This is a genomic window from Kosakonia sp. S57 (assembly GCF_016516575.1).
Lineage (GTDB): Bacteria > Pseudomonadota > Gammaproteobacteria > Enterobacterales > Enterobacteriaceae > Kosakonia > Kosakonia cowanii.
On the sequence record NZ_JACVUL010000017.1, the window covers coordinates 11820 to 26029 of the forward strand.

General features: G+C 59.7%; 9 protein-coding genes. 6 read left to right on the forward strand and 3 right to left on the reverse strand.

The annotated features are described in order from the left end of the window. Positions 1-19: 19 nt before the first annotated feature. The 3 genes from bcsG to bcsE are packed head-to-tail and all read right to left on the reverse strand — an operon-like array spanning position 20 to position 3445. Entirely contained in the window at positions 20-1699 is a 1680-nt protein-coding gene (gene bcsG / locus IAE48_RS16385; protein WP_054802683.1) for a cellulose biosynthesis protein BcsG, read from the reverse strand. Beyond that, the gene (bcsF, locus tag IAE48_RS16390) at positions 1689-1889 is read right to left on the reverse strand and encodes a cellulose biosynthesis protein BcsF (protein ID WP_023482035.1); all 201 of its coding nucleotides are present in this window, start codon (positions 1887-1889) and stop codon (positions 1689-1691) included. The genes bcsG and bcsF overlap by 11 nt, the downstream gene beginning before the upstream one ends. Further along, positions 1886-3445 (reverse strand): cellulose biosynthesis c-di-GMP-binding protein BcsE, encoded by a 1560-nt coding sequence (gene bcsE, locus IAE48_RS16395; RefSeq protein WP_200135001.1) that lies wholly within the window; start codon positions 3443-3445, stop codon positions 1886-1888. Before bcsE ends, bcsF begins: the two co-directional genes overlap by 4 nt. A gap of 172 nt (positions 3446-3617) precedes the next feature. On the opposite strand from bcsE, the gene bcsR reads away from it, so the two are divergent. From bcsR to bcsC, 6 genes are read left to right on the forward strand one after another with little or no spacing between them, the layout of a single operon-like run. After that, entirely contained in the window at positions 3618-3806 is a 189-nt protein-coding gene (bcsR, locus tag IAE48_RS16400; protein ID WP_023482010.1) for a cellulose biosynthesis protein BcsR, read from the forward strand. An 11-nt stretch (positions 3807-3817) separates the two neighbouring features. Continuing rightward, entirely contained in the window at positions 3818-4564 is a 747-nt protein-coding gene (gene bcsQ, locus IAE48_RS16405) for a cellulose biosynthesis protein BcsQ (protein ID WP_200135002.1), read from the forward strand. Next, a complete protein-coding gene (gene bcsA, locus IAE48_RS16410) occupies positions 4561-7164 on the forward strand; it encodes a UDP-forming cellulose synthase catalytic subunit (RefSeq protein ID WP_200135003.1) in 2604 nt (867 codons plus the stop codon). The genes bcsQ and bcsA overlap by 4 nt, the downstream gene beginning before the upstream one ends. A 25-nt stretch (positions 7165-7189) precedes the next feature. Then, on the forward strand, positions 7190-9586 hold the full coding sequence (bcsB, locus tag IAE48_RS16415; protein ID WP_076769355.1) for a cellulose biosynthesis cyclic di-GMP-binding regulatory protein BcsB: 2397 nt from the start codon (positions 7190-7192) through the stop codon (positions 9584-9586). 6 nt (positions 9587-9592) lie between these two features. Beyond that, positions 9593-10699 (forward strand): cellulose synthase complex periplasmic endoglucanase BcsZ, encoded by a 1107-nt coding sequence (gene bcsZ, locus IAE48_RS16420; protein WP_200135004.1) that lies wholly within the window; start codon positions 9593-9595, stop codon positions 10697-10699. Further along, a complete protein-coding gene (gene bcsC, locus IAE48_RS16425; protein ID WP_200135005.1) occupies positions 10681-14169 on the forward strand; it encodes a cellulose synthase complex outer membrane protein BcsC in 3489 nt (1162 codons plus the stop codon). Before bcsZ ends, bcsC begins: the two co-directional genes overlap by 19 nt. The last annotated feature ends 41 nt before the right edge of the window (positions 14170-14210 follow it).

Below are 14210 nucleotides of genomic sequence, written 5' to 3' on the forward strand. Positions count from 1 at the left end.
GCGCCATCAGGCAAGGGTGTTACTGCGGATAGGGCACCCAGTCGCCGCCGTTAAGCCGCACGTACGGCTTGTTCTGGTACTGGATCACCACCGCGTTGGCGTTCTCCGATACCGGCGCAGTTTGCGGCAGATTGCCAATCAACTTATCCCAGTCGACGCTATCCTCGGTGAAGATTTTGCCATCCAGCACGCGGGTGACAATCTCCGACACCGCCAGGAAGCTGCTCGGCTGGTTAATCACCAGCGGCGCACCCTGATGCGGCGCTTTCATGCCGAAGAACTTAATCGCCGTCGGCACGTTGGTAATCGACGGGCTTGGAATATCGCGCAGGCCAGAGACCTGCATCTTATCCCCCTGCAACGCCGCGCCGTGCTCCGGCACCAGCACCACCATCACTTTGCGCCCGGACTTATCCAACTGCGTAAAGAAGGCATCCAGCTCATCAAACAGCTTCTGCGCCCGCAGTTTGTAATCCGCCGTTTTGCGATCGCCCGGATAGTGGTTGCCATCATGTAGCGGCAGCAGGTTATAGAAGGTGGCGGTCGGTTTGCCCTGCTTGAAGCTGTCTGACTCCATCCAGCGGTTAAGCACCGCGGTATCGTCAAAAATCGGCGAGCCGTCAAAGGAGAGCAGCGTCGGCGGCAGCCCCGCCTGGTTCATCAGCGGTGCCTGCATGCCGCCATTGTCGCGCACCTCTTTCAGGAAGCCGCCGAACTCGCCGTTATGATCCATCATCAGCTGCTGGGTAAAGCCGAGTTTCGACAGGTTATCAAAGAGATAACACTGATTATTCGCCTGCTGATAGAGATTCTTGTGCGATGGCTGACCGCAGCTGGCGCGCAGCAGACGGATCGCCGCCGGGCCGCTGTAGGCGGTTGCCGAGTTAAAGTTTTTAAACTCAATATCGAAGTGCGACCAGAGCGGGTGCGACGCCAGACCGGCGGCTTCAATATCGGCCCACGACAGGGAGCAGATATTAATAAACAGCAGATCGAACGGCTGCGCATCGGCAGGCAGCTGCGTCGGGAATGTTGTTTGACGCTTCTCTTCCGCCGCATAGAAGCTGGCGAGCCATGCGTTGAGGTTTTCCGAGGTTGGCGGGGCCGTTTGCGCCGGAATATCGCCGACTACCGGCGTATTGCCCGCAGCCGCCACCGTTGCTGCCTGCGAACCGCCGGTGGTGGTGACCGTGGTAGTCGGCTGGCCGCCGGGCCAGAGATTAAAGGCCGGGCCGGTTAAGGTCAGCACGTTCAGCCAGATCATGATCGCCACCACGAACACCGTGACGCGAATCCACTGCGACAAGAAGAGCCACGCCACCAGCAGCACAAACACCGCGCCAATCATCTGCCAGTTGATAAAGCGCGTCACCAGGTCGAGCAGATAATCGGCGCTAAAGCCCGCCACCTGCGTGCCCTGGCTCATCATACTTTCAAGCCCCGGCAGCCAGGTGTCGTGCCAGAAGAGCGCAAAGCCGAGCGGGATTGCCACCCAGTGGCGCAGGCGATGCAGGCTCAGGCGCGGCAGCGGCACCAGCAGAAAGGCCATAAACACCAGGTTCAGCATCGGGTGGAAATTAAGATAGCCGGCCCACAGCAGGCCAAACTTCACCAGGAAGTAGAAGTTCCAGCCGGAAAGGCCGCGCCAGTATTGCCACAGCGGCGACGGCGCAGAAGAGGGGATCGTATTATTTGTCATGTTTACGGTCTGCCTTGGCGTGCGGATCCCTGCGTAAAACGCCAATCGGTTTTACATAGCGGGGTTTAGTAAAAGTTAAACGGAGCGCGGTACGTAACGGGCGCTGCCAGTGGCGCGCAAGGTAGCCCAGCGGAAAGAAGATCAGCGCGCAAAGCACGATAAGCTGAATAATATCGCTGATTGACATCATGAGGAGGGCTCCGTCACATCGCTTAATAACCGGTGCGGTTGGGGGATACGACGCCAGCTGGTGCCATCGTGTTCGGCATTAATCAACTTCTTCTCCTGACGCGTGGCAGGCAGCGGCTTTGAGGCGCGCTCCGGCGGCAGGGCGCGCATCTGCACCACTTCGGCGGCAATCTGGTTATCTTCGAACCACACCATGCGGTTAGAGAAGATATCGCCCGTCGGCAACGGGAAGATGTGGTTCAGCGCGGTATCAAGATCGTTAACCCGGCAGAAAGACAGGAAGAGCACCAGCCGGTTGTCGCTCATGCTGACGATATCGCCGACGCGGTTTGGCCGACAGAGCGTTAGCGCCTGCTCAACGCGAATGCCCGGCACCGGGCGCAGCGCCACCAGCACCCCTTTGCCATCCGGCGGCAGCAGCGTGTTGTTGACCATATTGCTCACCGCATCGCAAAACACCTCCCACGGCTGGAAGCCGCGCAGCTTCAGCGGTTGCGTCATCGACAGCAGGGTGGAGATATCTTCCGGCACCAGCCGCGTAAACTGCTGACCCTGTACGCTCTCAATCAGCGTTAAGCAGCGCGACAGCGGCGCGTTCCACGGGATCACCATATTCGCCCCGCAGCCGAGCAGCAGGCGCTCATCGGTGGCGCGCAGGCTGGCGATGGTTTCACGCACGATAATTTTGAGATTGTTGCCGCGCTGGCGGCGCAGAGTGTGGATCTGGCGCGCGAGGCCGTCGATTTGGCTATTCTGCGCGAGGACGAAAATCAGCGTCGCTGCCTGGCTGGCGCGCGCCTCTTCAAATAGTGCCTCGTTGGTGGCAAATACCGACCAGTGTTCCGAGAGCGGCGGCGCGCCCTCCAGCACGGCGACATTACTTAAAACCCGTTTTTCATCGCTGCGTGGCTGAACGGAGGCCTCTTCCTGTTTGGCTAATTGCCACTGCCCCTCAACTTCGGTGAGCAGTAATTGCTGACGAGCGCTGATGCCTTTTTCATTACACCACCACGCTACATCATATAGCGGAATGCCATTTTGATAACGCAGGCTCGCCAGACCAAAAAGCGAGCGATATTCACTCATCAGAATCGAGGATTGCTTGTCGTTGTTGCTGCCAGGGTTAATTACCACCAGGGTGCAGTTATTATATTTCGCCCAGGCGTAAGTTTTTTCTAACCATTTACGTAATTTAGGGGCGGGAATATTCTGCCAGGCATTATTCGCACAGAGCAGGAACACTAAATATTTGTCCGGGTCAATAGAGCTGAGCAAATCGCGGGTGAAAAAGTATAGACTATTCTCCTCTTTTGGCATGGAGAAGAGCTCGATTTTTTCCGGGCCGTGATTTTTATCTAATTTAATGAGGTTTTGCAGGTCGTGACCCATGCCCGCTACCGCGACTTTCGCCGCTTTATCCTGCGCGGCAAGGGTTTGATTAAGCAGGCTCAGTGCGTCCTGTTCACGGTCGGTATTTAGCCACCAGACCCCGCCCACAGGCATGTGACGCAATTCGTCCCATAATGATTGGATGCCGATAGAAAATATGGGGTTCACGGTGTCCCTCTTGCAGCGAATTTATCTGTAACTCAGTTTACTAGCGAAAGCCGAGAAATAAACCTAACATTGAAATTAAAGAACATCAGATTTAGCATGTAAACGCATTTTCTTGGGCACGATGCCTTGTGACTTCTTACATCATTTTATATGCAACTGGGATCGGGCCAACATGAAAAAAAATGAACCCGTTACGCAATCTGACCCGACTCTGGGTTACACATTCCAGAACGATTTTTTGGTGCTTAGCCGGGTATTTTCCCTGCCTGAAATCGACTATGCCGATATTTCCCAGCGCGAACAACTTGCCGCCGCGATTAAGCGCTGGCCGCTGCTGGCTGAATTAGCCCGTCAACAATAAAGGACCCGTGGATGACCATCTTGGGACTACAGGGGATCCGTGGTGGCGTGGGGACGACCTCGATCACCGCGGCTCTGGCCTGGTCACTGCAACTCTTAGGTGAGTCGGTGCTGGTAATTGATGCCTGCCCGGATAACCTTCTGCGCCTCTCATTTAATGTCGAGTATGAGAACCCAACCGGCTGGGCGCGGTCACTGCTGGACGGCAACGAGTGGCGTGATGCCGGCATGCGCTACACCACCCAGCTCGATCTGCTGCCGTTTGGCCGCCTGGCAGCCAACGAGTGGGAGAATGCCGCGCAGCTTGACGCGGTGGCTGCACAGCTGACCTCCGCACTGAAAGGGTTAACAACCCAGCAGCACTATCAATGGGTGCTGATTGACCTGCCGCACGGCGTATCACCGCTGGCGCGGCACTTTATCGATCTCTGCGACAATCTTTTTACCATTATCAAACCCGATACCAACTGCCATGTGCGCCTGCACCAGCAGCCGCTGCCCACCGGCGCGCATCTGTTAATTAACGATCTGCGTATTGGCAGCCAGTTGCAGGACGATCTCTGGCAGGTGTGGCTGCAAAGCCAGCCGCGCATGATGCCGATGGTGATCCACCGCGATGAGGCGATGGCGGAGTGCCTGGCGTCGAAGCAGCCGCTCGGCGAGTACCGCAGCGATGCGCTGGCGGCAGAAGAGATCCTGACGCTTGCCAACTGGTGTCTGCTCCATTTCGCGCCTGCTGCACAGGGGAGTGAGGCATGATTCGCCTTGCCACCTGGCTGCTTATTCCGCCAGTGGGCGCGCGGTTGAACGCGCGCTATCAGCATTATCGCGACCATGGCGCACCGCGCTTTAGCGCCGCATTGGGCTGTTTCTGGGCGATCCTCGCCTGGATGTTTATCCCGCTGGAGCACCCGCGCTGGCAGCAGCTGCGCGCGCAGCAGAACCACTGGTTTCCGCATATCGATCCCGACCGTCCGCGCCCGCTCGACCCGGCGCGCTACCTGATTCAAACTCTGTGGCTGATGGTGACGCTCCCGCTGGGCGCGCCGAGATCGCCGCGTCGCCAGCACTTTGCCCGTCTTCGCGTGCTGCGCGGGCGCTGGCATAACTTCCTTGAAACGCTGCCGGAGCGCATGACGCAGCGCACCGGTCATCTCGACGCTAAAAAAGAGCTGGGGCACATAAACCCGAAAGTGCGGCGCATTATTCTTGGCACGGTGGTGGTCTTCTCGTTCCTGCTCGCCATTTTATGTATTACTCAGCCCTTTAACCCGCTGTCGCAATTCGTCTTTTTGATTCTGCTGTGGGGCGTGGCGCTGCTGGTGCGGCGCATTCCGGGGCGCTTCTCGGTGCTGATGCTGGTGGTGCTCTCCCTGACGGTCTCCTGCCGCTACATCTGGTGGCGCTACACCTCGACCCTCAACTGGGACGACCCGGTCAGCCTGGTGTGCGGCCTGGTGCTGCTGTTTGCTGAAACCTATGCGTGGATTGTGCTGGTGCTCGGCTACTTCCAGGTGATCTGGCCCCTTAACCGCCAGCCGGTACCGCTGCCGAAAGATATGTCGCTCTGGCCGTCGGTCGATATTTTTGTCCCGACCTACAACGAAGATCTCAACGTGGTGAAAAACACCATTTACGCCTCGCTGGGTATCGACTGGCCGAAAGATAAGCTCAAGGTCTGGATTCTGGATGATGGCGGCCGCGAAGAGTTTCGCCAGTTCGCCAAACAGGTCGGCGTTGAGTACATTGCCCGTACCAGCCATGAGCATGCGAAAGCGGGCAACATCAACAACGCCCTCAAGTATGCCAAAGGGGAGTTCGTGTCGATTTTCGACTGCGACCACGTGCCGACGCGCTCCTTCCTGCAGATGACGATGGGCTGGTTCCTGAAAGAGAAAAAGCTGGCGATGATGCAGACGCCGCACCACTTCTTCTCGCCGGATCCGTTTGAACGTAACCTTGGGCGTTTTCGTAAAACGCCAAACGAAGGCACGCTCTTTTACGGCCTGGTGCAGGATGGCAACGATATGTGGGATGCCACCTTCTTCTGCGGCTCCTGTGCGGTGATCCGCCGTGGGCCGCTGGACCAGATTGGCGGCATTGCGGTTGAGACGGTAACGGAAGATGCGCACACCTCGCTGCGTCTGCACCGCCTCGGCAATACCTCTGCTTATATGCGTATTCCGCAAGCGGCGGGGCTGGCGACCGAGAGCCTCTCGGCGCATATTGGCCAGCGTATCCGCTGGGCGCGCGGCATGGTGCAGATTTTCCGCCTCGATAACCCGTTGATGGGCAAAGGGCTGAAGTTTGCCCAGCGGCTCTGCTACGTCAACGCCATGTTCCACTTCCTGTCGGGCATTCCACGGCTTATCTTCCTGACCGCGCCGCTGGCGTTTCTGCTGCTGCATGCCTACATCATCTATGCCCCGGCGATCATGATCGCGCTCTTCGTGATGCCGCATATGGTGCACGCCAGCCTGACCAACTCAAAAATCCAGGGCAAGTTCCGTCACTCCTTCTGGAGTGAGATCTACGAAACGGTGCTGGCGTGGTATATCGCACCGCCAACGCTGGTGGCGCTGATCAACCCGCACAAAGGGAAGTTCAACGTTACCGCTAAAGGCGGGCTGGTCGAAGAGGAGTATGTCGACTGGGTGATCTCGCGGCCCTATATCTTCCTCGTGCTGCTCAACCTGCTCGGCGTGGCGGTCGGCATCTGGCGCTACTTCTACGGCCCGGAAAATGAAATTCTCACGGTTTTCGTCAGTATCGCGTGGGTCTTCTACAACATGGTGATCCTCGGCGGCGCGGTGGCGGTGTCGGTGGAGAGCAAACAGGTACGCCGCGCGCACCGCGTGGAGATGACCATGCCCGCGGCGATTGCCCGTGAAGATGGGCATCTCTTCTCCTGTACCGTGCAGGACTTCTCTGACGGCGGTCTGGGCATCAAGATCAACGGCCAGGCGCAGGTACTGGAAGGGCAGAAGGTGAGCCTGCTGCTTAAACGCGGCCAGCAGGAGTACGCCTTCCCGGCGACCGTAGCGCGCGTCAACGGCAATGAAGTGGGTCTGCAACTGCTGCCGCTGACCACCAAACAGCATATCGATTTTGTGCAGTGTACCTTCGCCCGCGCCGATACCTGGGCGCTATGGCAGGACAGCTTCCCGGAGGATAAACCTCTGGAGAGCCTGCTGGATATTTTAAAACTGGGTTTCCGCGGCTACCGCCATCTCGCGGAATTTGCTCCATCGTCCGTCAAAGTGATTTTCCGCTCGCTCACCGCGCTGGTGTCCTGGGTGGTGTCATTTATTCCGCGCCGCCCGGAACGGAATGTGGCCGTGCAGCAACCGATGACGTGATTGGCTTAACAATGATGAATACGCGATGAAAAGAAAATTATCCTGGATGTGTGCAGTGGCAGTGGGGATGAGCACGCTGGCCCCAATGATGACCCACGCAGCGCCTGCGCAACCCGCGCCAAGCGTGCCCGCCGTCGCGCCAGCGACTCAACCGGTGGTCACGCCTGCGCCGGGAGAGACGGAGAGCGTTACGCCAACCATGCCGACTGAAGGCCAGACTGTCATTGGCCAGGTGATGCCTGGCGTGCAGGGGGCGAATGCGCCCGTGGTGGCCGCCAATGCGCCGTCGCGCGATGTGAAGCTCACCTTCGCCGAGATCGCGCCGCCGCCAGGCAGCATGGTGCTGCGCGGTATCAACCCGAATGGCGGGATTGAGTTCGGTACGCGTAGCGATGAAGTGGTCTCGAATGCGGTGCTCAACCTCGAGTACACGCCGTCGCCGTCGCTGTTACCGGTGCAGTCGCAGCTGAAGGTCTATCTCAACGATGAGCTGATGGGCGTGCTGCCGGTGACTAAAGAGCAGCTGGGTAAGAAAACCCAGGCGCAGATGCCGATCAACCCGCTGTTTATCACCGACTTTAACCGTGTGCGGCTGGAGTTTGTCGGCCACTATCGCGACGTGTGTGAAAACCCGGCCAGCTCAACGCTGTGGCTCGATATCGGGCGCAGCAGTTCGCTGGATCTCACCTACCAGAAGCTGTCGGTGAAAAACGATCTCTCCCACTTCCCGATCCCGTTCTACGACCCGCGCGATAACCGCCCGCTGACCTTGCCGGTAGTCTTTGCCAGCGCGCCCGATATCGCGCAGCAGCAGGCGGCGGCGATTGTCGCTTCGTGGTTCGGTTCACGCACCGGCTGGCGCGGGCAGACCTTCCCGGTCTCCTATAACGCGCTGCCGGAGAGCAACGCCATTATCTTTGCCACCAACGATAAGCGTCCTGATTTCCTTAAAGATTTGCCGCCGGCGAAGGGGCCGACCATCTCAATGGTTAACCACCCGAACAACCCTTACCTGAAGCTGCTGGTGATCAGCGGGCGTGACGATAAGGATCTGCTGCAGGCGGCGAAAGGCATTGCCCAGGGCAATGTGCTGTTCCGCGGCGAGAGCGTGACGGTGGATGAGGTGAAACCGCTGCTGGCCCGCCAGCCTTACGATGCGCCAAACTGGGTGCGCACCGACCGCGCGGTGACCTTTGGCGAGCTGAAAGGCTACGAAGAGCAGTTGCAGGCGACCGGCCTGCAGCCCTCGTCCATCAACCTGTCGCTGAACCTGCCGCCGGATCTCTATCTGCTGCGCAGCACCGGCATCGACATGAACCTCAACTATCGCTATACCGCGCCGCCGACCAAAGATGGCTCGCGGATGGATATCAGCCTGAATAACCAGTTCCTGCAATACTTCAACCTGACCGGCACCCAGGAGAGTAACAACCTACTGCTGCGTCTGCCGGTGCTGCAAGGGCTGCTCGACAGCAAAACTGATGTCTCCATTCCGGCGCTGAAACTCGGCGCGGTGAACCAGCTGCGCTTCGATTTCCAGTATATGAACCCGATGCCGGGCGGCACGATTGATAACTGCGTTACTTTCCAGCAGGTGCCGAACCGCGTGGTGATTGGCGATGACTCCACCATCGACTTCTCGAAGTATTACCACTTCCTCGCGATGCCGGATCTGCGTGCTTTTGCTAATGCGGGCTTCCCGTTCAGCCGCATGGCGGATCTGTCGCAAACCATCGTTGTGACGCCGCCGCAGCCGACGCCGGCACAGGTCTCCACGCTGCTTGACTCGTTGGGCACGGTAGGCGCGCAGACCGGTTTCCCGGCAATTAACGTGCAGTTAACCAGCGATGGCAACCAGATCAAGGATAAAGACGCCGATATCATGATTATCGGTGCCATTCCGCCTGAGCTGAAAGATGATAAGCATATCGATCTGCTGGTGAATGCCGCGCAGAGCTGGGTAAAAACCCCGCTGCGCCAGACGCCGTTCGCCTCGATTGTGCCGGATGCCGCCGACCGCCAGGCCGATACGCAAACCGGCATTACTTCTGATGGCCCGATGGCGGCGATTATCGGCTTCCAGTCACCCTACAACGACCAGCGTAGCGTGGTAGCGCTCCTTGCTGACAGCCCGCGCGGTTATGAGTTGCTGAACGGCGCGATTAACGACAGTGGCAAGCGCGCGGCGATCTACGGCTCGGTGACGGTGATCCGTGAATCGGGGGTAAATGGCCTGCGCGTTGGCGATATTTATTATGTTGGCCACCTGCCGTGGTTTGAGCGCATCTGGTACGCGCTGGCGAACCATCCGGTGCTGCTGGCGGTGCTGGCTGCGGTCTGTGTGGTGTTGATGGCGTGGGTGCTGTGGCGCCTGCTGCGTATCATCAGCCGCCGCCGTCTTGACCCTTCGGATCATGAGTAAACGGTAATGAAAAGCGTACGCTGGGTGGTGATGGCGATGCTGGTGATGGCGGCGATGAACGTTCGCGCCGCCTGTAACTGGCCGGCCTGGGACCACTTTAAACAGGCCTATATCAGCGACGGCGGGCGCGTTATCGACCCGAGCGATTCGCGCAAAATCACCACCTCGGAAGGGCAGAGTTATGCGCTCTTCTTCGCGCTGGCGGCTAACGATCGCGCCATGTTCGATAAAGTTTTGCGCTGGACCGAAGATAATCTCGCCGACGGCTCGCTGAACAAGCAGCTTCCCGCCTGGCTGTGGGGCAAGAAGGCTGATAACGGCTGGGAAGTGCTCGACACCAACTCCGCGTCTGATGCCGATATCTGGATCGCCTGGTCGCTGCTGGAGGCGGGCAGGTTGTGGAAAGAGGATCGCTACAGCCAGTTGGGTAAATCCCTGCTGTCGCGGATTGCGAAAGAGGAAGTGGTGACGGTGCCGGGGCTCGGTTCCATGCTGCTGCCGGGTAAGGTCAGCTTCGCTGAACCGACAACGTGGCGCTTTAATCCGAGCTACCTCCCGCCGCAGCTGGCGAGCTACTTCACCCGCTTTGGCGCGCCGTGGTCGACGCTGCGTGAAACCAACCTGCGCCTGCTGCTGGAGACCGCGCCGAAAGGCTTCTCGCCGGACTGGGTACGCTATGAGAAGGGTAAGGGGTGGCAACTACAGCCAGGTAAAACGCTGGTCAGCAGCTACGATGCCATCCGCGTCTATCTCTGGGTCGGTATGATGAACGATGCCGATCCGCAGAAAGCGCGCCTGCTCAACAAACTGAAGCCGATGGCGACCGCCACCATTAAAAATGGCGTGGTGCCGGAGAAGGTGGATGTTGCCAGCGGGCAGATCCGCGGCGATGGCCCGGTCGGTTTTTCCGCCTCGATGCTTCCCTTCTTGCAGGATCGTGACGCACAGGCCGTGCAGCGCCAGCGCGTTGCTGACCACTATCCCGGCGATGATGCCTACTTCAGTGCGGTGCTGACGCTGTTCGGCCAGGGCTGGGATCAACACCGTTTTCGTTTCACCCCTCGCGGTGAGTTACAACCTGACTGGGGCGCGGAATGCACAAGTTCGTCGTAAGTTTTCTTTGTGTTTCAATCGGCCTCTCGCTGGCACCTGCCGTCGGGGCGGCCGAGCCGACCAGCGCGCAGCAGCAGTTGCTGTCGCAGGTGCGTCTGGGTGAAAGCGCCCGCCGCGAAGATCTGGTGCGCCAGTCGCTCTATCGCCTTGAACTGATCGACCCCGATAACCCTGAAGTGGTGGCGGCGCGTATGCGCTATCTGCTGCGCCAGGGCGACAGTGCCGGTGCGCAGAAACAGCTCGACCGCTTAAAGCAATTGGCACCGGACTCCAGCGCCTATAAAGCGTCGGTTACCACCATGGCGCTCTCCTCGGCTGAAGGCCGCCAGGCGCTGCAACAGGCGCGTTTACAGGCCACCACTGGCCACACGCAGGAGGCGATTGCCGCCTATGACGCGCTGTTTAAAGGCAACCCGCCGGAAGGTGATATCGCCGTTGAGTACTGGCTGCTGGTGGCAAAAGTGCCGGCGCGCCACAACGAGGCGGTCAGCCGATTGCAGGCGCTGAACAGCCGTAACCCCGGAAATGCGCAGTTGCAGGGCGGCCTGGCGCAGATGCTGTTTGCCGACGGGCGCGATGCCGAGGGCTACGCGCTGCTGGAGGAGATGGCGAAATCGAACGCCGGGCGCGACACCGCAGCCGGGCTCTGGTATCAGCAGATCCAGCGCATGCCGGTCAGCGATACCAGCGTGAAAGCATTACAACATTTTCTGACTCTCTTCTCCGCTGGCGACACGGTCGATAACGCCCGTTCCCTGCTGGCGGCGCAGCAAAAACAGCTGGCTGACCCGGCGTTTCGCGCCCGTGCCACCGGCCTTGCGGCAGTCGATGCCGGGCAGGGTGGGAAAGCGATTGGTGAGCTACAGCAGGCGGTTAATGCTAACAGTGCCGACAGCGAAGCCGTCGGCGCGCTGGGCCAGGCTTATTCCCAACGCGGCGATCGCGCCCGCGCGGTGGCGCAGTTTGAAAAAGCGATCGCCATGGATCCGAATAGCGGCAATCGCAGCAAGTGGGACAGCCTGCTGCAAACTAACCGCTACTGGCTGCTGATCCAGCAGGGCGATGCGGCGTTAAAAGCCAATAATCCGGCGCAGGCCGAGCGTTACTACCAGCAGGCAAGGGCGACGGATAACAGCGACAGCTATGCGGTACTCGGCCTCGGAGACGCGGCGGCGGCGCGCAAAGATAGCGCGGCGGCAGAGAGCTTCTACCGCCAGGCGCTGCGCATGGACAGCGAAAACACCAATGCCGTGCGCGGGCTGGCCAATATTTACCGCGCCGAGTCGGCGGAAAAAGCCGAAAGCTTTATCCACTCCCTTAACGCCAGCCAGCGGCGCAGCATCGACGATATTGAACGCGGCCTGACCAATGACCGCTTAGCGCAGCAGGCCGAAGCGCTGGAGAGCAAAGGCGAGTGGGCGCAGGCCGCCGCGCTGCAACGCCAGCGGCTCGCGCTCGATCCGGGCAGCGTCTGGATCACCTACCGGCTGGCGAGCGATCTGCGCCAGGCCGGGCAGGCGGGTGAAGCAGACAACCTGATGCGGCAACTGGCGACACAGAAAGCGGGCGATGCGGAGCAGGTTTACGCCTACGGGCTCTATCTCTCCGGCACCGAGCGGGCACAGGCGGCGCTAAATCACCTCAACACGCTGCCGAAGGCGCAGTGGAACAGCAATATCCAGGAGCTGGCCGACCGGCTGCAAAGCAACCAACTGCTGGATCGGGCGAACCGCCTGCGCGACAGCGGCCACGAAGATGAGGCCATCGCGCTGTTAACCCAGCAGCCAGCGAGCACGCGGCTCGATTTAACCCTTGCCGACTGGGCGCAGCAGCGCGGTGATGCCACCGAGGCGCAGGATTACTATCAGCGCGCGCTCAAGCGGGAACCGGCTAACGAAGAGGCCCTGCTCGGGCTGGCTGAACTCTATGCCTACAGCGGCAATCCGCTAGCGGCGCGGGCGCAGCTGGCGAAACTGCCTGCGGCCTCAGCCAGCGGTGAACCGCCCTCGATCAATACCCAGCGGCGACTAGCGCTGGTAGAGAATCAGCTTGGCGATAGCGCCAGTGCACAACGTATTTTCAGCGCCATTGTGCCGCAGGCCAAAGCACAGCCGCCGTCGATGGAGAGCGCGCTGGTGCTGCGCGATGCCGCACGGTTTGAGGCGCAGAACGGCGCGCCGCAACAGGCGCTGGAGCACTATAAAGAGGCGATGGTCGCCGCAGGCATTACGCCGCAGCGCCCTGCCGATAACGACACCTTTACTCGCCTGACGCGCAACGACGAGCGCGATGACTGGCTCAAGCGCGGCGTGCGCAGCGATGCGGCGGATCTCTATCGCCAGCAGGATCTCAACGTCACGCTGCAACATGAGTACTCCGGCTCCAGCGGCACCGGCGGCTATTCCGATTTGAAAGGCCACACCACCATGTTGCAGGCGGATACGCCGCTGGCGGACGGGCGGCTGTTGCTGCGCGCCGACATGGTGGATATGGATGTTGGTACCTTCAGCCAGAATGCCGATGGTACTTACAGCCCGAACTTTGGTACCTGTGGAGACATTGATTGCGTGGGCGGTAACCGCCATCAGTCCGATCGCGGCGTCAGTATTGGCGCAGGCTGGCGTAACGAACGCTGGGGGATGGATATCGGCACCACGCCGATGGGCTTTAACGTTGTCGATGTGGTTGGCGGCGTGAGCTACAGCGGGGATGTCGGGCCGCTCGGTTACACCGTTGATCTGCACCGTCGCGCTATCTCCAGCTCGCTGCTGGCCTTTGGCGGGCAGAAAGATCCCAACACCGGGAAAACCTGGGGCGGGGTGCGCGCCAACGGCGCTACGCTGAGCCTCAGTTACGATAAAGGTGAAGCGAACGGCGTCTGGGCAAGCCTCGGCGCGGATACGCTGCAGGGGAAAAACGTCGACGATAACTGGCGCGTGCGCTGGATGACCGGCTACTACTACAAGCTGATTAACGAGAATAATCGGCGCGTTACCGTCGGCCTGAATAACATGATCTGGCACTACGACAAAGACCTGAGCAACTACACGTTGGGCCAGGGCGGTTACTACAGCCCGCAGGAGTACCTCTCGTTCGCGGTGCCGGTGCTGTGGCGCCAACGCACGGAGAACTGGTCGTGGGAGCTGGGCGGTTCCGCGTCGTGGTCTCATTCGCGTAACAAAACCATGCCGCGCTATCCGCGTTTAGATCTCATTCCGTCAGAATTCCGCAATCGCGCACGTGATATCCCTGAGAGCGGAAGCCACAGTAACGGCTTTGGTTATACGGCGCGGGCGCTGGTCGAGCGGCGGGTGACCAACAACTGGTTTGTCGGTGCGGGTATTGATATTCAGCAGGCGAAAGATTACACCCCAAGCCACGGGATGATTTATGTGCGCTACTCCGGCGCGGGCTGGCAGGGCGACATGGATATGCCGCTGCAACCGCTGGTACCGCAGGCCGACTGGTAAAAATAGACTATTCCTGGCGGAAGATTGCCGCGCATCGGCTG

What these genes read in the sequence shown, in the direction of transcription:
- bcsG (WP_054802683.1), bottom strand. Translation starts at nt 1,699, where the DNA reads ATGACAAATAATACGATCCCCTCTTCTGCGCCGTCGCCGCTGTGGCAA.
- bcsF (WP_023482035.1), bottom strand. Translation starts at nt 1,889, where the DNA reads ATGATGTCAATCAGCGATATTATTCAGCTTATCGTGCTTTGCGCGCTG.
- bcsR (WP_023482010.1), top strand. Translation starts at nt 3,618, where the DNA reads ATGAAAAAAAATGAACCCGTTACGCAATCTGACCCGACTCTGGGTTAC.
- bcsQ (WP_200135002.1), top strand. Translation starts at nt 3,818, where the DNA reads ATGACCATCTTGGGACTACAGGGGATCCGTGGTGGCGTGGGGACGACC.
- bcsA (WP_200135003.1), top strand. Translation starts at nt 4,561, where the DNA reads ATGATTCGCCTTGCCACCTGGCTGCTTATTCCGCCAGTGGGCGCGCGG.
- bcsB (WP_076769355.1), top strand. Translation starts at nt 7,190, where the DNA reads ATGAAAAGAAAATTATCCTGGATGTGTGCAGTGGCAGTGGGGATGAGC.
- bcsZ (WP_200135004.1), top strand. Translation starts at nt 9,593, where the DNA reads ATGAAAAGCGTACGCTGGGTGGTGATGGCGATGCTGGTGATGGCGGCG.
- bcsC (WP_200135005.1), top strand. Translation starts at nt 10,681, where the DNA reads ATGCACAAGTTCGTCGTAAGTTTTCTTTGTGTTTCAATCGGCCTCTCG.